At 65.6% G+C, this 18,257-nt stretch carries 14 protein-coding genes; 3 read left to right on the top strand and 11 right to left on the bottom strand.

Annotated elements, in window-relative coordinates; all coding sequences use genetic code 11:
* Positions 1-24: 24 nt before the first annotated feature.
* Positions 25-3,114 (bottom strand): sensor histidine kinase, encoded by a 3,090-nt coding sequence (locus tag BLS81_RS04490; RefSeq protein WP_176787025.1) that lies wholly within the window; start codon positions 3,112-3,114, stop codon positions 25-27.
* Between the two features lie 246 nt (positions 3,115-3,360).
* Between BLS81_RS04490 and BLS81_RS04485 the strand changes: the two genes are divergently transcribed.
* Positions 3,361-3,720, top strand: a complete 360-nt coding sequence (locus BLS81_RS04485; protein WP_093221145.1) for a winged helix-turn-helix domain-containing protein — start codon at positions 3,361-3,363, stop codon at positions 3,718-3,720.
* 21 nt (positions 3,721-3,741) lie between these two features.
* On the opposite strand, the gene BLS81_RS04480 is transcribed toward BLS81_RS04485, so the two are convergent.
* On the bottom strand, positions 3,742-4,416 hold the full coding sequence (locus BLS81_RS04480; protein WP_093221143.1) for a response regulator: 675 nt from the start codon (positions 4,414-4,416) through the stop codon (positions 3,742-3,744).
* Positions 4,417-4,721: 305 nt separating this feature from the next.
* On the opposite strand from BLS81_RS04480, the gene BLS81_RS04475 reads away from it, so the two are divergent.
* On the top strand, positions 4,722-5,594 hold the full coding sequence (locus tag BLS81_RS04475; RefSeq protein WP_093221142.1) for an alpha/beta hydrolase: 873 nt from the start codon (positions 4,722-4,724) through the stop codon (positions 5,592-5,594).
* Between the two features lie 59 nt (positions 5,595-5,653).
* On the opposite strand, the gene BLS81_RS04470 is transcribed toward BLS81_RS04475, so the two are convergent.
* Both BLS81_RS04470 and BLS81_RS04465 read right to left on the bottom strand, forming a co-directional pair.
* Positions 5,654-6,550, bottom strand: coding sequence for an SDR family oxidoreductase (locus tag BLS81_RS04470; RefSeq protein ID WP_093221139.1), 897 nt, complete (start codon positions 6,548-6,550; stop codon positions 5,654-5,656).
* Positions 6,551-6,584: 34 nt separating this feature from the next.
* Complete coding sequence (locus tag BLS81_RS04465; RefSeq protein WP_093221136.1) at positions 6,585-7,322, bottom strand: SDR family oxidoreductase; 738 nt, start codon at positions 7,320-7,322, stop codon at positions 6,585-6,587.
* Between the two features lie 122 nt (positions 7,323-7,444).
* Here BLS81_RS04465 and BLS81_RS04460 point away from each other — a divergent pair, with 122 nt between their 5' ends.
* A complete protein-coding gene (locus tag BLS81_RS04460; RefSeq protein ID WP_093221133.1) occupies positions 7,445-8,350 on the top strand; it encodes a LysR family transcriptional regulator in 906 nt (301 codons plus the stop codon).
* 104 nt (positions 8,351-8,454) lie between these two features.
* Here the strand turns inward: BLS81_RS04460 and BLS81_RS21265 are convergent, their stop codons facing one another.
* The 7 genes from BLS81_RS21265 to BLS81_RS04425 all read right to left on the bottom strand — a co-directional run bounded on the left by BLS81_RS21265 (position 8,455) and on the right by BLS81_RS04425 (position 18,151).
* Positions 8,455-8,541, bottom strand: coding sequence for a hypothetical protein (locus BLS81_RS21265; RefSeq protein ID WP_371128249.1), 87 nt, complete (start codon positions 8,539-8,541; stop codon positions 8,455-8,457).
* 630 nt (positions 8,542-9,171) lie between these two features.
* Positions 9,172-11,964, bottom strand: a complete 2,793-nt coding sequence (locus tag BLS81_RS04450; RefSeq protein ID WP_176787024.1) for a TonB-dependent receptor domain-containing protein — start codon at positions 11,962-11,964, stop codon at positions 9,172-9,174.
* A gap of 212 nt (positions 11,965-12,176) precedes the next feature.
* Positions 12,177-14,177, bottom strand: coding sequence for an alpha/beta hydrolase domain-containing protein (locus tag BLS81_RS04445; protein ID WP_093221128.1), 2,001 nt, complete (start codon positions 14,175-14,177; stop codon positions 12,177-12,179).
* 11 nt (positions 14,178-14,188) lie between these two features.
* Positions 14,189-14,497, bottom strand: a complete 309-nt coding sequence (locus tag BLS81_RS04440; RefSeq protein WP_093221125.1) for an AtuA-related protein — start codon at positions 14,495-14,497, stop codon at positions 14,189-14,191.
* 1 nt (position 14,498) lies between these two features.
* On the bottom strand, positions 14,499-15,842 hold the full coding sequence (locus tag BLS81_RS04435) for an acyclic terpene utilization AtuA family protein (RefSeq protein ID WP_093221121.1): 1,344 nt from the start codon (positions 15,840-15,842) through the stop codon (positions 14,499-14,501).
* Complete coding sequence (locus BLS81_RS04430) at positions 15,839-17,152, bottom strand: CitMHS family transporter (RefSeq protein WP_093221118.1); 1,314 nt, start codon at positions 17,150-17,152, stop codon at positions 15,839-15,841. Before BLS81_RS04430 ends, BLS81_RS04435 begins: the two co-directional genes overlap by 4 nt.
* A gap of 72 nt (positions 17,153-17,224) precedes the next feature.
* A complete protein-coding gene (locus BLS81_RS04425; RefSeq protein ID WP_093221116.1) occupies positions 17,225-18,151 on the bottom strand; it encodes a LysR family transcriptional regulator in 927 nt (308 codons plus the stop codon).
* Between the last annotated feature and the right edge of the window lie 106 nt (positions 18,152-18,257).

Raw genomic sequence — 18,257 nt, 5'->3', positions numbered from 1 at the left:
AAATTCCCGCGGAGTTCCTGTCGGCTAATCGATGGGCGTGCGCCCGGACGCGGCAGGCCGTCGTCGCAGACGGGCGCCGAGCAGACGCGCCGCCCGGTTGCGCCACGCCGCCCAGCGCGATGCACCGCGACACGTATAGGCGACGTGTGCGGGGATGGTGAGCAACAACTCGGTGCCGCCTTCCGAGGGAGATCGGATGGTCAGAGTGCCGCGCATTTTCCTCGCCCTTTCCCGCATCCCTTGCAGTCCGTAGTGATGCGCCTTGCGTCCCTCTTCGAGAACGGGTGCCGGAATCCCTAAGCCATCGTCCGAGAACCGGATCGTGAACGGGCGGGCGAAGCGGATTTCAATGCGCAACTGGGTCGCTCTGGCGTGCTGGCGGACGTTGGCGACGGCTTCACCGGCAATGCGAACGATTTCGTCGAGCGCGACCGGTGCAAGCGGGCGAGGGTTGCCATCCGCCTGGATGCGAACGCTCGTTGCGGAACCGAAGCCCTTGTCGGCGACGATGTCGGTTAGGATCTCGACGATCCCCTCGGGGTCTCGGTGCTTCCGCAGGTCGCGTACGCGGTCACGCCCCTCCGATATCGCCCGGTCGGCGCGGGTCAAGGCATTCTCGAGCTGCGCGCGTTCCGGCGTACCCTGCGGCAGATCTTCCACGGCCGCCTGTACGTGCAGGGTGAGGGTCTGGATGGATTGCAGCAACGTGTCGTGCAGTTCGCGGGCGATGCGTTCGCGCTCGGCCGTCCGCTCGGCCGCCCGCGCGCGGATGCGATTGGACATGGCCCGCAGCCTGAGTGTGTAGAGAAACCAGAGCAGCACCAGCACTCCAAAACCGCAGAGGAGGCGGAACGGCCAGCTTTGGACGAAGGTCGGCGGGATCTCGAAGGAGAGCGTCGCGCCTTGGCGGTTCCATACGCCGTCCTCGTTCGCCGCCATCAGCCGGAACCGGTAGTTGCCCGGCGCTAGCCCAGTGTAGAAGGCCTCACGGCGCGTGCCCGCGTCTATCCAATCTTCGTCGATCCCTTCGAGCTGGTACCGGAATTGCACGCGCGAAGGCACCGACAGGCTCGTGGCGGTATAGGCGATCTTGAGGTTGGAGGTGCCCTTGGGCAGGCGGAGCGGCACTTCGTTGGCAAAGGTGCGTCTGCCGGCGATCAGCGATTTGACGATCACCGGCGGGGGCAGCCGATTGGAGAACACCTGCTTGGGATCGATCCAGGCGACGCCGACTCTGGTCAGAAACCAGACTCGGCCGTCCGTCGCTTCGACCGCGGTTTGCGACCACGAATCCTGCTGCGCCACGCCGGGCATGCCGTCGTCCCGGTCGAACACGCGTGCTTTGATCGGCCGTGCGGGGTGTTCGAACGCGTCGTCCAAGGCGGCGCGCGCGATCTTGACCACGCCGCCGGCGGTATTGAGCCAAAGGTCACCCGCAGAGGTTTCGACGATCCCGGCCGTTCGGCTCAGGAAAGGATGGACGTCGGACTTCAGGGTGACGAAACGCCGGCCATCGAAACGCGCCAGGCCGAAGTCGCCGCCAGCATAAACATGCTGCCCCCGAACGGCGATGACCACGATGGTGCCCAGTGCAAGATCGTTGCGTGCGAAGAACACCCGCCGTTTGCGGCCATCGACCATCTCGATGCGATCGCCTTCCGCGATCCACAGGCGCCCGGCCTCGTCGCGCAGTATCTGCGTCGGTACATTGCCCAAGGTCGCGAGCCGCTGTTCCGGGGCCCAGCCTCTGCCTTTCCGGCAAAAGGCGCCTTCCGCCGACCAGACGCAGATCCGACCCAACGCTTCCTCAAGAAGCGCGAACGGCTTTGGTCGCGCCCACGGCAAGGGCACGTCGCGCATGGCCGCGCCCGACCAGATGCCCAACGTCCGATCCGTGCCGATCCAAATGCGTCCCAGCGCATCGGTGTGCAGGATCAGCGGACGTCGGGGAAGCTCAGCCAACTTTCGAGCGGTGTGGGCCGGCCCCGCGAGGAACAGCGCGTCGTTCGTTGTCACATACATCGCGCCTGCGGGGCCCCGCGCGATCCGGAAGCCGTTCCGCGAGTCCGTCGGCAGCCCGGCGGCGACCACCGCGCTGGTTTCTCGGAACTGGTCGAGGCCGAGATTGGTCCCTACCCAGATATTGCCTTCCCGGTCTTCCAGGATGGGGTTGGCGAGGTTGGACGTCAGGCCGCGCTCCACGCCGAACTTCTCTCGCGGACCATTGGCGACGAGGGCACCATCGACCCAGCCGGCGCCGAGACGAAAAACGCCGCCACTTCCATAGGTCCCCCAAAGATTGCCGTGTCGGTCGAACAGCAAGCTCTCTGCGCGCGGATTGGCCGATAGGGGCGGCAGCACCCATGTCGGGGGTGCGCCAGCCGCCCAAGGCGCGATGCGCTGGAGACCGGGACGGGCTCCGGTGCTCAGCCAGATCGCGCCATCGGGCGCCTGTTTCAACTGCGGTCTTTCCGAAGCCGAGGCGGGGACGCGCGCGAAGCGGGTGGCGCCGGGACGCAGCACCTCCAGTTCGCCGCCGACCGCGACCCACACCGATCCATCCACCCCCGCGACGACGCTGGTTGCGGCACCTGCGGGGATACCGTGCGAGCGGCCGAGCATTTCCCATCTGCCCTGACGAAAACGGGCGACTTCGCCTCTGTTATCCTCGCCCAAGACAGCCCAGATCATACCCGCTCGGTCCTCGGCGAGCGCCAGCACGGGCACCGACGGCATGCCAAGGTCGAACGTGGTGAGGTGCCCTGCGCGCAGCCGCGCCACGGCACCCGATGCGAAGCCGATCCATAGGTCGCCGGTGCGACTCGCAAGCAGGGCGTTGACGTTGAGCGACGGTAGATGTTCGCCCTTGGAGGGTCGGAACTTCTCGAAGCGCGCGCCGTCGAACTGGTACAGTCCGCTCCCCGTGCCCAGCCATAGATAGCCGTCGCGCGACTGGGCGAGTGCCCAGATTTCCGGTGGTGCGCCCTCCCGTGCCGTCCAGGCGGTATGCCGCAGTTGTTGGAGGGTGCGCTGCACGGTCGCTCCGAGCGCGTCACACGGGCTTGGCAGCGACGCCAACATCCCGACCACGCAATATTTCGCAGCAGACGACATGCCGCGTATTTCGGCTAAACCGGACCAGGTGTCACGCGGAAGCAAGGATGCTGCGCCTGTCGATCCCCCAAACGGGTGAGACCAGCTAACCCGCCCGTATGATGCGGCAGCGTCAGCAGCGGCATAGTCTTCGCGGCACAACAACATTGCTCTGGCTATGGCGTGGCGGCCGGAACTACACCCGCCGAAGACCGGCCGGAGCAATGCGACGGGGAGATCGTCGGCATGTCGTCTATTACTGTATTGATGCCCGCGCCGCCGCCCTTCTATCAAGGCCCCTTCGTGCGAGCGGTCGAGCAATGCTTCCGCTTCGGTCCGTTTATCCTCAGGCCTGGCCGGCAGTCGCTGCTCAAGCACGACGTTCCCGTCAAGATCGGCGCCCGCGCACTCGACATCCTTACCATATTGGTCGAGCGGCCAGGGGAGGTCGTCAGCAAGCGCGAACTGCGCGCGCGCACCTGGCCCGACACGTTCGTCGGCGATGGTAATCTCAAGGTGCATGTCGCCAGCCTGCGCAGGGTGTTGGGCGAAGTGGTCGAGGCTCCGCGCTACATCGCCACCGTCACCGGGCGCGGCTATCGATTCATCGCGGACGTGCAGAACTGAGCGCCGACGCCGCAGGCCGCGTCAGCGTTGGAAGAAGCCGCGCCGGATCGCAACGGTCACGGCATGGGTGCGATCGTCCACCCCCAGCTTTGCGAAGATGTTCTTGAGGTGCGACTTGATCGTATCCGGAGAGAGGTCGAGATCCCGCGCGATCTGCTTGTTGGGATGCCCTTCGGCGACCATGCCGAGAATCGCCATTTCGCGATCCGTAAGCGGTTCGTCCAGCGCATGTTCGGCCACGGCGTGGCTGATTTCAGCGCTCATCGCGCGGCGGCCGGCATGGACGGTGCGGATCGCGTCCAGCAACTCGGTGCGCAGGCAGCTCTTGAGCAGATAGCCAGCAGCTCCGGCGCGGATCGCCCGCACCGCCTGCGCGTCTCCGGAATAGGTGGTGAGTACAAGGATTCTCGCCCGAGGGCATAGATCCAGAATCGCGCCGATCGCGTCGATGCCGTTCAGGTCCGGCATCTGCAGGTCCATCAGCGTCACGTCGGGCGTGAGCGCGCGGAACATCGCTACCCCTTCGATGCCGTTCGCCGCTTCGCCTGCGATTTCCATGTCCGGTTGCCGCGCGATCAGCGCGGCCACGCCATCGCGGACCGTTGCGTGATCGTCGACCGTCAACACCCGTATCGTCACGCTATCCCGATCCCCGATGGCGCCCTTCCGATGCCCGAAGTCGCCGCCGTCCTTCATATCCGTTATGGCTATCCTAGCGATCCACGAGGAATTTTCCACGGCTCGCCGTGACCCTGCCCTTCAATAAAGGAAGGCGACGTCTGCGCATGGTCATCGGATGCGTGACGCGCGCGTAACGCCCGCACTTAACCGCGCCTTACCATAGCTCACCAGAGCGCGGCACGGATATGGCGTATGACGGTGAGCAGGCACGAGGGGAAGGCCGCAGCATGACTGTCATGCCGTCGTGCTCGCTATCAAATCCCGCATTCGCGCTGCGGGCGTGTTTTTCAACGATCCCGTTCGTGAGGAGGAGTTGAACGATGGCCGAGGGCGCCTTTCGCGTGGTTCCTGAAGAGATTACCCTGTCGGTCGATCGTGCGGCTATTTTCGTCCGCCGTTGGCGCCCCGTATCGTTGCCGCGCGCGGTCGTTGCCATCTGCCACGGGTTCAACGCGCATGGCGGCCTGTATGCGTGGGTGGCCGAGCGACTGGTTGCGGCGGGCTGCGCCGTATACGCCGTCGATCTGCGCGGGCGCGGCCGCTCGACCGGACCGCGCTTCACCGTTGAACGATTCGACGACTATGTGGCGGACATCGCTGCCATGATCGCGCTGGCCAGGCGACGCGACCAAGACCTGCCGCTATACCTGCTGGGACACGGTGCCGGTGGCGTGGCCGCTTGCCTGTACGCAATCGAGCACCCGTTCGGCTTGCAAGGCCTGATTTGCGAAAGCGTCGCCCTCCGGCTGCCTGCGCCCGCCGTTGCGCTGGCGTTGCTGAAGCTGTTCGGTCGCGTCGCACCCCGCGTCCGCGTACTGCGGTTGAAGACCGAAGACTTTTCCCGCGACGGTGCATGGGTCGAGCATCTGAATGCCGATCCCCTTATTGCTGGCGAGGTCCAGCCACTCGTCACCGTAGCGGCGCTGATTCGCGCGGGAGAGCGATTGGATCGCGACTTCTCGCAGTTGACGACCCCGGTCCTCATCCTCCACGGCACGGCCGACCGAGCAACGCGGCCCAGCGGCAGCCAGCACTTTTACGAGGCGACAGGGTCCAAGGATAAGGCGCTGAGACTCTACGAGGGAGCGTATCACGATCTTCTATCGGATATCGGCAGGGAAGCTGTCATCGAAGACATCGTGTCGTGGATTGCCCAACGTTTGCCCGCTGCGCCGCACATTCCGCTGCTATGAAGGGGGTAGCCGAATGCGCCGATGGGAGGGAGAGCCGATAGACTCTCCCGCCGTACGGGCTAGTTGACGCGAGGCTTGAGCAAATCCTGCAGGCCGATGTTCTGAAACATCTCGCGGCGCATGCGATCCCCGACCCGGAACACCTCTTCCGCGCCATCCTGCGAAGGATCGACGTAGACTCGATATGGTCGCTTGCCGAAGGGGGCATCGACGATCGCCGCTATCGCGACCGCCACCTCTCCGGCATCGGCATCGGCTGGCTCAAGGGCAGCTAGCCCATGGAGCGCCTGCTCGGAGACGCCTTTGTAAGGGCCCTCCAGATACTCGGTGGCGCGCTCTTGATCGGCGGGCGCGCCGGAATGGGCGAAGTGGTTCGTGCCCTTCGTGAAAGCGCCCGGCACCACGATCGATGTCTCGATGCCCCAGCGCGCCACTTCGGCCGCGTAGGAGACCGCGAGCGAATCCATGCCCGCTTTCGCTGCGAAGTAGGGGGCGAGGAATGGCGGTGTGCCACCCCGCGCCGAACTCGACGAGACCCAGACAAGCAGCCCGCGACCCTGTTTACGGAGGTGGGGGAGCGCCGCGCGGTTCACGCGTTGCGTGGAGAGCACGTTGATGTCGTAGAGCTCGGCATATTGCTCGGGCGTGAAGGCTTCGGCGGGGCCGAACACCATATGGCCGGCATTGTGCACGACCACGTCGAGGCGACCGTTGTCCGCGATGACTTTATCGATGCCCGCGTTCACCGACGCTTCGGACAGCACGTCGAGTTCCACGGTGCGCAGATCGACGCCGTTGTCTTTCGAGTAGGTTTCGACCTCGGCCACCTTGGTCGCGTTGCGACCCGTGGTTTCACGCATCGACGCATACACGACATGCCCTGCCTTCGCGAGCGCCTGTGCGGAGAGGAGGCCAAACCCGCTCGACGCACCGGTGACCAGAATTACCTGCTTCATGATGATTGTCCTTCGATCGGAGGGAGAGGTCGGCTCAGCACATTCCGCCATTCGCGCGGAGAACCTGGCCGTTGACCCAGGCGCCCTCCGGGCCGGCCACGAACGACACGACACGCGCAATATCCGCCGGCTGACCCAGCCGCTCGAGCGGATTGAGCTTCGCCATATGATCGATCAGCTCGGGGCTTTTGCCATGGAGGAACAACTCGGTGGCGACCGGCCCTGGGGCGACCGCGTTCACGGTGATGTTGCGCCCGCGCATCTCCTGCGTGAGAACCTGTGTCATGGCCTCCACTGCCGCCTTCGTTGCCACGTACAGGCCGTAGGTCGGCAGGCGCATGCCGATGACACTGGTCGAAATGTTGATGATGCGGCCGCCTTCGCGAACGCGGTTCGCGGCCTCGCGGCAGACGTTGAACGTGCCCTTGACGTTGATGGCCATGCTCCGGTCGAACATGTCGTCGGGCAGTTCGGCGATCCTCGCCTGCAGCATCACGCCGGCGGAATTGACGACGACATCGATGCCGCCGAACGTCTTCTCGGTCTGCTCGAATATCGCCGCCACGGCGGCCGGATCGGCAACGTCGGCCTGAACCGCGATCGCGTCGCCGCCTGCCGCCTTGATCTTGTCGACAACCTCCTGTGCCGGACCGACGCCGCCCGCGTAGTTGACGACCACGGCGTAACCGTCGGCCGCGAGGCGAACCGCTATCTCAGCCCCAATCCCGCGCGATGAACCGGTGACCAGGGCAACTTTTCCGTTCTTGCTCATGTCTTTCTCCGTTCTCTCTTGTCGGGCCGAAGAGGTTCGGCTCCGGGGAACAAATCTAGTTTTGCGCCATGAATCAATATAATACATAAATGTTAATGCATGAATGACTGAAAGTATGCCTTATGGTGTTCGATACTAGGTTGCTGAGCGGGATCGGTGCGGTCTCGGCCGTTGTGGAAGCCGGCAGCTTCGCGCGTGCCGGAGAGGCGATGGGGTTGACGCAGCCTGCGGTGAGCCGCGCTGTGGCACGGTTGGAGGAGCGGGTCGGAGTCCGCATATTCAACCGGAGCGCTCGCGCGATATCCCTGACCGACGAGGGGCGAAGCTTCTACGAGGCCGTATCTCCGCTGCTGGCCGGAATCCAGGATGCTGCTGTTCGCGCCGCCGGCAACAGAGCCGTCGTTCGAGGCCGGCTCAGGGTCAACGTCGATGGCACATTCGGGCATCATCTGCTGTCGCCCAGACTCGGAGAGTTTTTGGCGCGGTACCCGGAGCTGGCGGTCGATGTCGGCGTGCGGGATCGGATGGGCGATCTCGTCGGCGACGGCTTCGATGTGGCGGTTCGGTTCGGAGAGCCCGAACCCTCGTCTCTGAAGGCGCGCCTGCTGCTGCGCACTCGCGTCGTAACCTGCGCGGCACCGGCCTATGTCGAGCGCCATGGGCAACCCCGGACGCCCCAGGACCTGTCGCATGGGCAACACCATTGTCTGCTGATCCGCAACGACGCAACCGGTCGCCCCTACGATTGGGAGTTGCATCGGGGAAAGAAGTCGGTGGCCGTGGCCGCAAGCGGGGCACTCCTCGTCACCGATACCGGGATGTTGCTTGGCGCTTGCCTGGGCGGCGCTGGAATCGCGCAACTGCTGGATATCTACGCACGCGATCTCATCACGGCGGGGCGCCTCGTCCATCTGCTACAGGATTGGTCGGATGAGACCTTCCCGCTCTATGCTTTCCATCATGCCTCTCCTATCGTTCCGGCAAAGGTCCAGGCGTTTCTGGACTTCGTGAGCGAGATCGCCGCCTGACCCTTGCCGGACGCGGGCCGGCTCGAAGCCGGTCGAAAATCGGTCAGCGACCGATAGGGTCGCGGATGCCACCCGCGAACTCGCGATACGATGCGGTTTCGACACTAGCGTCGGTCGCGGACACCATTAGCCTGGTAGCTGATCTTCGGGCCATCACGATCCTTGGCCATCAGCGTAATCGCGGCGGTCATGTCGCCGCCGACCGAATTGCCGGCAACCGCTATGCGGGTGCCATCGGTCGCCGATCTCGTCCGAATGGCCGAGACCCTCGGCGTGCGCGAGGCGATAACTCGCCATAATCGGAGCCGATGGCCCTCTGATCGGCATTGATGCGATCGCGTGGACGGCCCCTGCACCGGCGTAGCTGTGCGTTGCGCAAATCCACGTCCAGCGGATCGACATCCAGCGCAGCCTGACGATGGCGCCGGCGGCCGCGAAGTGGATGGCCAAGCGATCATAGCGGGTGGCGAGACGTCAGACATGCTTGAGGCGACCGAAGCATCTACAAAAGCTCTTTCAGACGCCCGGAAGCCGCCGGGGCGTATCGGCCAGTCGTGCGCGTTCGCCGAATGGCGGTGATCACGCCTGCGGGCGGTCGCTTCAATCGAAACCCGACTTCCCAAGTGTGGACGCAAACGACGGCTGCGTCCGAAGACGCGACGGCAGCAGTCGACCACATTGCGTCGTGCCGCGGGCCATTTGAAAACGTCTCGCCTCGCCGAACCCGGCCGTCGGATCTATATGCGTGAGAGGCCTCGATCTCCTGCCGACGCGGATTTCTCCGGAAACGCATCGGCAGGAGAGACGGCGAGATTTGCGCATTAGAACTTGGCGCTGACACGGACATACGCCTGGCGGCCATAGGGGTCCCCCAGCGTCGAGAGATATCCGGTGTACAAGGCCTTGGCAGGTGCGGTGTCGAACGCGTTTATCATGCCGAGCGTGAGTTCGTACTGCTTGTCCGCACCGAATTGCAGGCCGTATTGCACGTCGAACACCGACCATGCGCCGACCCGCGCCACCGTCGGCGCGCCGACGACCTGCTGATAATCGTCGATCACGCTCGATACGTAACGCCAGGTGCCCGACAGGAAATGGTCGCCGAGCGAAACATCGATGCTGGCGAGGTTGCGCCAGCGCGGCGCGGCGGCCGAGGTGAGCGGTGAGGTCTGGTAGTTGTTGCGGTGGCCGACGCCGTCATAGACGATCGTGCCGGTATCGACATCATAGGTCGCTAGGTAACTCAGATTGTCGCGCAGGGTGACATGCGCCGCGCCGACCTCGAAGCGATAGTTCGCCGCGACGTCGATACCCGACGTACCCGTGCCGCTGGGTGCGTTGTAGGAGGACACGATGACGGACTGGGCGACCCTGCTCGCATCCCGGATGACGTTGGGGCCGTTGGGGGCGGCGTTGATGACCGCCTGACCGTTCTGAAGCTGGATCTGGTTCTTGTACTTGTAGTGCCAGTAATCGACGGACAGGCTGAGGTTCTGGATCGGCAGCAGCGTCGCGCCGACGTTGAACACGTCCGCTTTCTGCGGTTGCAGACCTGGGTTGCCATATTGCTGGACCGACCGGAAGGTCGTCGTGCCGTCGCGCGGATCGATGATGTTGGCGACGTTGGTGGAGATCAGCACGGCGGCGGAATTGGCGATGCTCGGCGCCTGGAACGCCTTGCTCGCCGAACCGCGCAGTGACAGTTGCGGCAGGATGCGCCAGTTCACCGCGATCTTGGGCGCGGTCGTGCTGAAGTTGCCGTAATCCTCATAGCGCGCGGCGGCGTTGACGTTGAGGCCGGTGACGACCTCGTAATTCGCCTCCGCGAACACGCTTTTCACCTCACGGCTGAAGGCGGTGTTGCGGTTCGGCCCGAGGAAACCGCCGAACCCGCTCAGCAGCAGGTCCGAATAGGTGTTCGACTGCTTCTCCTTGCGGTATTGCGCGCCGACCGCGACGTCGAGCGAGTGGCCGTTGATCTGCGCGAGCGAACCGTTCACGACCGCTTCGCCGATCATATATTCGATCTTGGACAGCGTGGTGACGTTGCTCTGCAGATTGTAGATCAGCGACGGGTCCATCTTGGACACGTCGGCGGTGAAGGGGCTGAAATAGAGGCAGTTGCCGACGCCGGGTTGCGCGCCGGCGCCCGGCCCGCTGTAACGGATGTTGCAGTTCGGGCCGCCATAGCCGTTGAGCGCGGCCTGGAAGAGATTCATGTCGGTGTCGCGGTCGGTCGAGGAAATGTCGGCGCGCGAGTAGGTCGCGTTGGCGGTGTACTTCCAGTTTCCGCTGATGTTCCCGCGCGCGCCGACGACGAACTGGCCCTGATCGACCTTGTCCTGAATCAGGCGATAGGGATAGCCGGGGAAGCCCTGCGAGCCGATCGCGCGACCGATGAAGGCGACATCGACGCCGAAGGGGTTATAGGGATTGCTCGCCGGCACGATCGGCGGGCGCGCGCCGACGCGGTTCTGCGCATAGGACGGCACGCTGCGGCGGTTCGAATCCTGATGATAGATTCCGATCTCGGCGAACAAGGTCTGCCCCGGCGCGATCTCGAACGAGGTGTCGTTGTGGATGAGGTAGCTCTTCGCCTCGGGCCGGATCGGGTTCTGCGCCTGGAAGCTGAACTGGCACGAGCCGAGGCCGAAGCCGGGACTGTTCGCCGCGGGGACGTAGCGGCTCTGGCTGGCCGCCGAACCGCAATTGGGATCGACGACCGTCAGCGTACCGGCGGAGGATCTGAAGCGATCATAAAGGGTCGAATAATTGTTGCCGTTGAGCACGACATCGCCGCCGCTGGCGGTTTGCGGCCGCGAATAGAGCGTGAACGCGCCCGGATTGGCGCCCGCACCCGAGGAGGGGTTGAAGAAGTTCGTCACTTCGCGCTGGCTGTTCTGAAGCCCGGCCTGATAGCGATACGCGGCGGAGGTGACGGTGTGAAAGCGACCGCTGCCGATGCCCCACATCGCCTGCACGGTGGCGGCGGGGGTATCGTCGATGTGGGTATATTGGGCGGAGACCTTGAGGCCGTTGAAACGCGTGTTGGTGATGACGTTGAACACACCCGCGACCGCGTCCGCGCCATAGGTGGACGATGCGCCATCAAGCACGGTCTCGACCCGGTCGATCGCGATCTCGGGCGTCAGGCTGTTGAGGTTGACGAAGCCGTCGGCCGGTACGACCCGCCGCCCGTTGAGCAACACCAGCGTCGCGCCCGCGCCGAGCCCGCGCAGGTTGGCGGAGCGGGTATCGCGCGAATCTGCGCCGCCGCCCTTGGCGAGATCCTGGATACCACCGGCGCTGCCGACGTTCTGCGGAATGAAGCGGGTGATGTCGCCAAGCGAGGTGACGCCGGTCTTCGCCAGGTTCGCGGCATCGATCGACAGGATCGGCGAGGCGCGATCCTCCTGCCGCACGTTGCGCAGATAGGAGCCGGTCACGACGATGTCGGGCGTGATCTCCGCAGGCGGGGGCGTTTGCGGATCGGCCGCCGGAGGCTGCTGTGGATCAGCGGCCTGTGCACTCGCGGCGGTGGCCAGCATCATCGCAAGCGCGGTGATCGAGAGGCCGCCGAGAAGGCGATGCGAACATGCAAGCGGATTGGTCATCGGCAGTTTCCCCTTTGTGGCCGAAATACCGGACGCGTGAGGGATCATGCCGCCAGTCACGGGCGGTCGTATCAGGTCAGGTCGCGGGCGACTGGCCTTGCATCCTCTCGACGACATCCGGCTTCGGACGTTCTTGTCTGTGTATGAGTGGCCTGTTCCGTTCCAGAACAGAAATATAATCTTCTGATTGATCGATGCGTTGAACTGATCGGTTATCGGCGACTGACGAGGACGTCGCTTTCTACTGCCTGAGCAATGAGCTTTTTCGCGTCGTCGTCGCGTAGCCAGCCGGCCGCCTGCTGGCTGGCGACGACGCTGCGGACCTTCGCCACGAAGCCGTCGTGATCGCGATACCGTTCCTCGAGCGACAGTCGTGGATCGTGCGCCGCCAGCCGTTCGGCGCGCGTGCGCGCGAATGGCACGTAGCCGCCGAAGAAGCCGCAACCGCCCCCTTTGCCCCAGCCGGCCGACTGGATGTTCCAGCCGAGATAGGTGCCGAGCGGAACCTGGAGCTGCACGGAGGGGACGCCCGATGTTTCGTTGCCATCGGCGTTCACGCGCGGCACACGCGACGGAATCACGCCGCGCACGATCGGCGGCTGCCGCGTGATCGCCCCGCTGATGTCGTGATAGGCGAAGCCGCTTCCCATGTCGTAATCGAGGAACACGTTGAGCTTGCCGTCCGGCGAAGGCGCGCCCGGCCAGGTCGGGAAGCCGATCGCGGTGGCATTCGCTTCGACGAGATCGCCGTGCTCGAGCGTCGGGTAGCGGCTCGGCGGCGGGGCCGTGCCGTCGCGAACCCAGGCGATCAGCATCGTCTGCGCCGCGCGCAGGCTTTCGAGCGAGGAATTGGGATTGCCGGGCAGCGCGCAGACCGGCGACTTCGGATCACCCGCGCTCTTGAAGCCGCCGGTCCATGAACCGCCATGCGTGACCGAAGGGAAGTAATAGCGGCGCACGTCCGGCGGGAGCGGAAGATCAGCCTTGGCATCGGTGCCAATCAGGCCGGGCGACATGCGCAGCCCCCAGAATTCGGCCGAGCCGAACGTCTCGATGATCTTCGGGCAGGTATCGGTCGCCCGGCAGCGATCCAGCAGGCTGCTCGTGCCGCGGCCGCGCGCGACGTCATCATAGCGGCCCCACCACAATGTCCCTTCGCTGCCCGGCTCGTAAAGCGTCGCGGCACCGCCGGGCACTGCGAAGCGCAGGTTGAGCGGCACCTGCCGCGCGGCGATGTTCGGGTTGACCCCGTCGAACACGCGCTTGCCAGTCTCATCGGCGTTGAAGCCGAGATTGACGAAGCTCTTGAGGAAATTGCCCGATTGCGAGGTTCCGCTCGCCACCGTCCAGCGGATCGCCCCCGCCGGATTGGCGGTGCCGCGATCGTCGGGCTTGCCGCTGCGCAAATACGCGACGAGATCGCGCGTCGCGGCGAAGCCGATTCCGAGCACCAGCGGGTCTTTGCCCTGGTAGATCAGCGTATAGGCATAGGCCGGATCGAAGCCGCCGCGCACGCACAGCTTGGCCGGATCGGGCGTGCCGGGGAAGGGCGTCGTGCTGCAATCGGCGAAGGCCCAGTCGCGCGGGCTGATATCGACCGGTTCGGCGGTGTCGGCGGTCTGACGGAACAGCCGCGCCTTGGTCGTATCGAGCGACACCGGCGCGGGGCGGAGGGTCGGCTTGCCGATGCTGCCGGTAATCGGCAGCGATTTCGCGCCGGCGGGCATATCGACGAAGCGGGCGAGCACCGGTCCGGTCAGCGGACCGCCATCGCGCGCATGCGCGATCGGTACGGTCGCGGACTGGACATCGGCGCCGGGCGTAAGATCGCCCTGCCAGCCGCTTATCACGCGCACGTTGCCGTCGGGATCGGCGTCGATCGGCCAGCCACCGCGGTTCGGCACATCGTAGAACAGCACGCCGCTCGCCTTGGCGGGATCGACGGGCCGGGCTATCACGAAGGTCGCCGAATAAGCGACACGCCCGCGCGCGTCGCGCGGCGCCCCTTGGATGTCGGTGATGATGCGGTTGTGCGCGTCGGCCGGGTCCAACGTCCCGAAGAAGCGGCCGCGCACGATCTCATAGGCCGTCGGCGTGGCGGCCTTGGCTGGCGTCACGCTGTCGATCTGGATGCGTTCGAGGCGTGCCGACGCCGGCGCCGCGAGCAGGGCCGCCAGCGCGGACCCGGCGAGGAAGATGTGCGATTTTGGCATGATCGAACCTTTCAGTCGCGGTCGATGATGAGATCGAGCAGTTGCGCGCCAAGCGTCTTGCCGTGGGCGTCGAGCGCGAGCGACCGGGTGACGCCGCCGCGCAGCGCGCCTTCCAGCACGAAGTTGAGCGCGCCCAGCGCGGGAAGCTCGTAGCGGTGGATACTGCGGATCGGCAGATCGGCGAAATGGCCGGCGACCCGATCGGCGGTCACATGCTCTGCCAGCAGGGCGAAATCGGCGGCGGAATAGGCGATAACGGCGATCTGCGAAATGTCGCCTTTGTCGCCGGTGCGGATATGCGCCACGTCGCGCAGGATCATGTCAGGCGACCTCGTAATGGACTGTGGGCGAGATCCGCGTGCGGTCGATCAACGTCGAGGCCACCGCGAGCACTTCGCGGACGGCGGTGACGGCGCCACCGCCGCCAAACGGCCCGTTCGTGTAGAGCGCCTCAACTTCGGCGCCGATCCGCTCGGCTCCGGCGCGTGTGGCGGCGCGGCCGGCGACGCGGATGCGGACTTCGCGGGGCTCGGGAGCGGTCCCGCGCCCCGTGCGGTCGATCGCATCGACACCGATCATCTCGAAGCGCAGATCGGTGACGGGGGCGCCCGTCATGTCGAGTCGTTCGCGCACGATGTCGAGCGCGAGACGCCCGCGCGCGACCGCGCCCGGCCCGGCATAGGAGATCTGGCCCTCGCCCAGGAAGCCATCGCCATAACCGATCGAAACCTTCAGCGTGTCGGGTTGCTGTGCCCCGCCGCCACCGCTGACGGCGACCCGGTCCGGCGCGACTTGATCGAAGGCAACGGTACGGAAATCGGCGACGACATCGGCTTGCAGATACGCGCCGGGATCGAGGATTTCGTAAAGCGCCTGCTCCTTGCACGTCGCGACCGACAGGCGACCGCCCGAGCCATCGACCTTGCCGAGCACCGCCGAGCCGTCGGCCGCGACGTCCGCGAAGGGGAAGCCGAGCCGGGCGAGGCCCGGCACGTCCTTGACGCCGGGATCGGCGAAATAGCCGCCGGTGACTTGGCCTGCGCATTCGAGCAGATGCCCGACGACAGTCCCGCGCCCGAGCCTTTCCCAATCGTCCCGCGCCCAGCCGAACGCATGGATCATCGGCCCCAGGAACAGCGCCGGATCGCCCACACGCCCGGTTATCACCACGTCCGCGCCGCCCGCCAGCGCGGCGACGATGCCGTCCGCGCCGAGATAGGCGTTGGCCGAGACGATCGCATCACCGAGATCGCGGCTGGTGCCGGGCCGGTCGGTCAGCGCGAAATCCCCGGCGCGCACGATATCGAGCACATCGTCGCCGCTCACCGCCGCAACGCGAAGCCCATGCAGTCCGAGATCGCGCGCGATTCGTGCGACGAGGCGCGCGGCGCCGGCCGGATTGGCCGCTCCCATATTGGTGACGATCCGCACGCCACGCGCGTGTGCCGCCGGCAGCACCATCCGCATGCGGTCTTCGAGCAGCGGATCGAAACCGGCGTCCGGATCGATCCGGCGCGCGGCCTGCGCGAGCGCGATCGTCCGCTCCGCCAGGCATTCGAATGCAAGGAAATCCAGTTGGCCGTGCTCGACCAGTTCCAGCGCCGGCTCGATGCGGTCGCCGGAGAAGCCCGCCCCCGCACCGATGCGGATCGTCCGCGCGGTCATAGCGAAAATATCCCGAAGAGAACGGCCGCCAGCGTCATCACCACCGATGCCGCGAACAGCCAGGGAATGGCGAAGCGCTGGTGCGCGCCAAGCTCGACGCCGCTGAGACCGGCGACCAGAAACGTTGCCGGGGTGAGTGGACTGACCGGGAAGCCGGTCGTCATCTGCCCCAACAGCGCCGCTTGCGCGACCTGAACGGCGGGTATGTGGAAATGGCCTGCCACCTCCGCGATCACCGGCAGCACGCCGAAGTAGAAGCTGTCGGGATCGAACAGGAGGCTGAGCGGCATCGCGGCGAACCCCAGCAGCACCGGGATGCGCGGGCCGATCGCATCGGGCACATGCGCCACCGATGCCTGCGCCAGCGCCTTTATCATGCCCGATCCCGTCATGATGCCGGTGAAGGCGCCGGCGGCGAACAGGATGCCCGCCATCATCAGCGCCGCGCGCGCGTGCGCGTCGATCCGCTCGCGCTGCTGGCTGGCTGACGGATAGTTGATGATGAGCGCGAGCGCAGTGCCGGCCATGAACACGACCACCGGCTCCATCAGTCCCGTCACCATCGTCAGCACCACGACCAGCGTGATCGCCACGTTTACGGGGTAGAGGGCCGGTCGGCGGAGCGCGCGCTCCGCATCGCTTGGCGCGTGCGAGGGGCTCGTCATCGCCGCGCCGGCCGACGCGGGCGCCTGCCGCACGATCGCGAGGCGGCGTTCCTCACGGATGCCGAGCCACCAGGATACGCCGAACACGAAGACGAGACCGACGATCTGGACGCCGATCATCGGGGTGAAAATGGTTGTGACGGGCAGTTTCAGGGCGGCGCTCGCCCGCAGCGTCGGTCCGGTCCACGGCAGGAAGTTCACCCCCGCCGCCATCGACGCGGTGCAGGCCAGCACGCGCCGGTCCATGCCGAGCCTGTCGTAGAGCGGGCGCAGGGCGGGAATGGTGATGAGGAAGCAGACCGCGCCCGAACCGTCGAGGTGGATGAGCAGCGCGAGCAGCGCGGTGCCGACCGTGATCCGCGACGGTCGTTCGCCGACCAGCCGCAGCACCGCGCCGACCAGCGGCGCGAGCAGGCCCGCATCGGTCATGATCCCGAAGAACAGGATCGCGAAGACGAACATGCCCGCGACCGGCGCGATCTTGGCGAGGCCCGCGACGATATGCTCCGGGATTTCGGGCGCCATCCCCGCCGCGATCGCTCCCGCGATCGGGATGAGGATAAGCGCCGCGAGCGGCGACACGCGATTCGACAGGATCGCGGCGAGCAGCGCCATGATCGTCGCGGCGGCTATGAGCGCGAGCATCCCTTCTCCCCCCGTTCTGTCAGTTGATCTCTGCCCCATGATGCCGACGGATGATCTATCCAGCAATTCGACTTATCTGATGGAGCAATCAGTTTTTAATATCGATTGCAGACCTGCCATCACGGTCCCGAGAAACGCCTCCGCGGCGGGTGACATCGTGCGGTTTTCCAGACAGGCGATACCGATCTCGCGCGAGACGCGCGGCGGCGCCATCCGCCGCCACGCGACATCCCCGCCGACACCCAGCATCGGCAAGGTCGAGAGCGGCAACAATGTGATGCCGAGGCCGGCGGAGACGAGACCGCCAACGGTGGCCAGTTGCGAGCATTCGTACAGCGGACGAACGAGCAGGTCGGTCTTGGCGAAGGCCGCATCGGTCAGCAACCTCACGCTGCTGCGCGGCTCCATCGCGATGAAGGGCCGGCTCGAAAAAATCGTCCAATCGACTGGCGTGGGGATATCGTCGGCGTCCTGCCGCCGGCAGACCAGCACGCATTCGTCATCCATGACCGGATCGAAACGAAAGCCGTCGCCGGACCCGGGCGGAGTCGTGATCGCGAAGTCGATCAGCCGGTCGAGCATCTGCTGGTACAAGGCGCCGGAGAGATTGTCGCGAAGGATGATCTCGACCTGCGGGTGAGTCTGGCGGAACTCGGCGATGATCGCGGGCAGAAAATGGGCGGCAGCGGACGGCAGCGCGCCGACGATCACACGTCCGCGCTGCCCGGCGAACGTCTGCTGCAGCTCCTCGAAGGCCAAGTCGAAATCCCCGGCGAGACGCTCGACGGTTGGGAGCAAGGCTGCGCCCGCCGGCGTCAGCGCGACGTTGCGGGAATTGCGGTCGAACAGGCGAACGCCGAGTTCCTCTTCGAGCAGCTTGATCGTCCGGCTGAGCGCGGGTTGAGACAGATTGGCGAGGCGCGCCGTCTCGCTGAAGCTCCGGGTAATGGCGACCTGCATGAACAGACGAAGGCTCGACAGGCTCGGTGTGCGGCGCATGATCCATCTCCTCGCGCATCAATAGCCTGGGCTGATGGATATATACAAATCCTCTATTTTTATAATCGAACCATATCGGCGATACGGGACGGACGATAATCGGGGA

Source organism: Sphingomonas sp. NFR15, from assembly GCF_900103265.1.
In the GTDB taxonomy this organism is placed as follows: Bacteria; Pseudomonadota; Alphaproteobacteria; order Sphingomonadales; family Sphingomonadaceae; genus Sphingomonas; species Sphingomonas pollutisoli.
The sequence above is the reverse complement of the archived record's forward strand: the minus strand, read 5'-3'. Positions and strand labels throughout refer to the sequence as shown.

Excerpts from the sequence above, each read along its gene's own strand:
- BLS81_RS04475 (WP_093221142.1), top strand. The coding sequence starts at position 4,722 with ATGGCCGAGGGCGCCTTTCGCGTGGTTCCTGAAGAGATTACCCTGTCG.
- BLS81_RS04435 (WP_093221121.1), bottom strand. The coding sequence starts at position 15,842 with ATGACCGCGCGGACGATCCGCATCGGTGCGGGGGCGGGCTTCTCCGGC.
- BLS81_RS04485 (WP_093221145.1), top strand. The coding sequence starts at position 3,361 with ATGCCCGCGCCGCCGCCCTTCTATCAAGGCCCCTTCGTGCGAGCGGTC.
- BLS81_RS04440 (WP_093221125.1), bottom strand. The coding sequence starts at position 14,497 with ATGATCCTGCGCGACGTGGCGCATATCCGCACCGGCGACAAAGGCGAC.
- BLS81_RS04480 (WP_093221143.1), bottom strand. The coding sequence starts at position 4,416 with ATGAAGGACGGCGGCGACTTCGGGCATCGGAAGGGCGCCATCGGGGAT.
- BLS81_RS04470 (WP_093221139.1), bottom strand. The coding sequence starts at position 6,550 with ATGAAGCAGGTAATTCTGGTCACCGGTGCGTCGAGCGGGTTTGGCCTC.
- BLS81_RS21265 (WP_371128249.1), bottom strand. The coding sequence starts at position 8,541 with ATGACCGCCGCGATTACGCTGATGGCCAAGGATCGTGATGGCCCGAAG.
- BLS81_RS04425 (WP_093221116.1), bottom strand. The coding sequence starts at position 18,151 with ATGCGCCGCACACCGAGCCTGTCGAGCCTTCGTCTGTTCATGCAGGTC.
- BLS81_RS04445 (WP_093221128.1), bottom strand. The coding sequence starts at position 14,177 with ATGCCAAAATCGCACATCTTCCTCGCCGGGTCCGCGCTGGCGGCCCTG.
- BLS81_RS04490 (WP_176787025.1), bottom strand. The coding sequence starts at position 3,114 with ATGTCGTCTGCTGCGAAATATTGCGTGGTCGGGATGTTGGCGTCGCTG.
- BLS81_RS04465 (WP_093221136.1), bottom strand. The coding sequence starts at position 7,322 with ATGAGCAAGAACGGAAAAGTTGCCCTGGTCACCGGTTCATCGCGCGGG.
- BLS81_RS04450 (WP_176787024.1), bottom strand. The coding sequence starts at position 11,964 with ATGACCAATCCGCTTGCATGTTCGCATCGCCTTCTCGGCGGCCTCTCG.
- BLS81_RS04460 (WP_093221133.1), top strand. The coding sequence starts at position 7,445 with ATGGTGTTCGATACTAGGTTGCTGAGCGGGATCGGTGCGGTCTCGGCC.
- BLS81_RS04430 (WP_093221118.1), bottom strand. The coding sequence starts at position 17,152 with ATGCTCGCGCTCATAGCCGCCGCGACGATCATGGCGCTGCTCGCCGCG.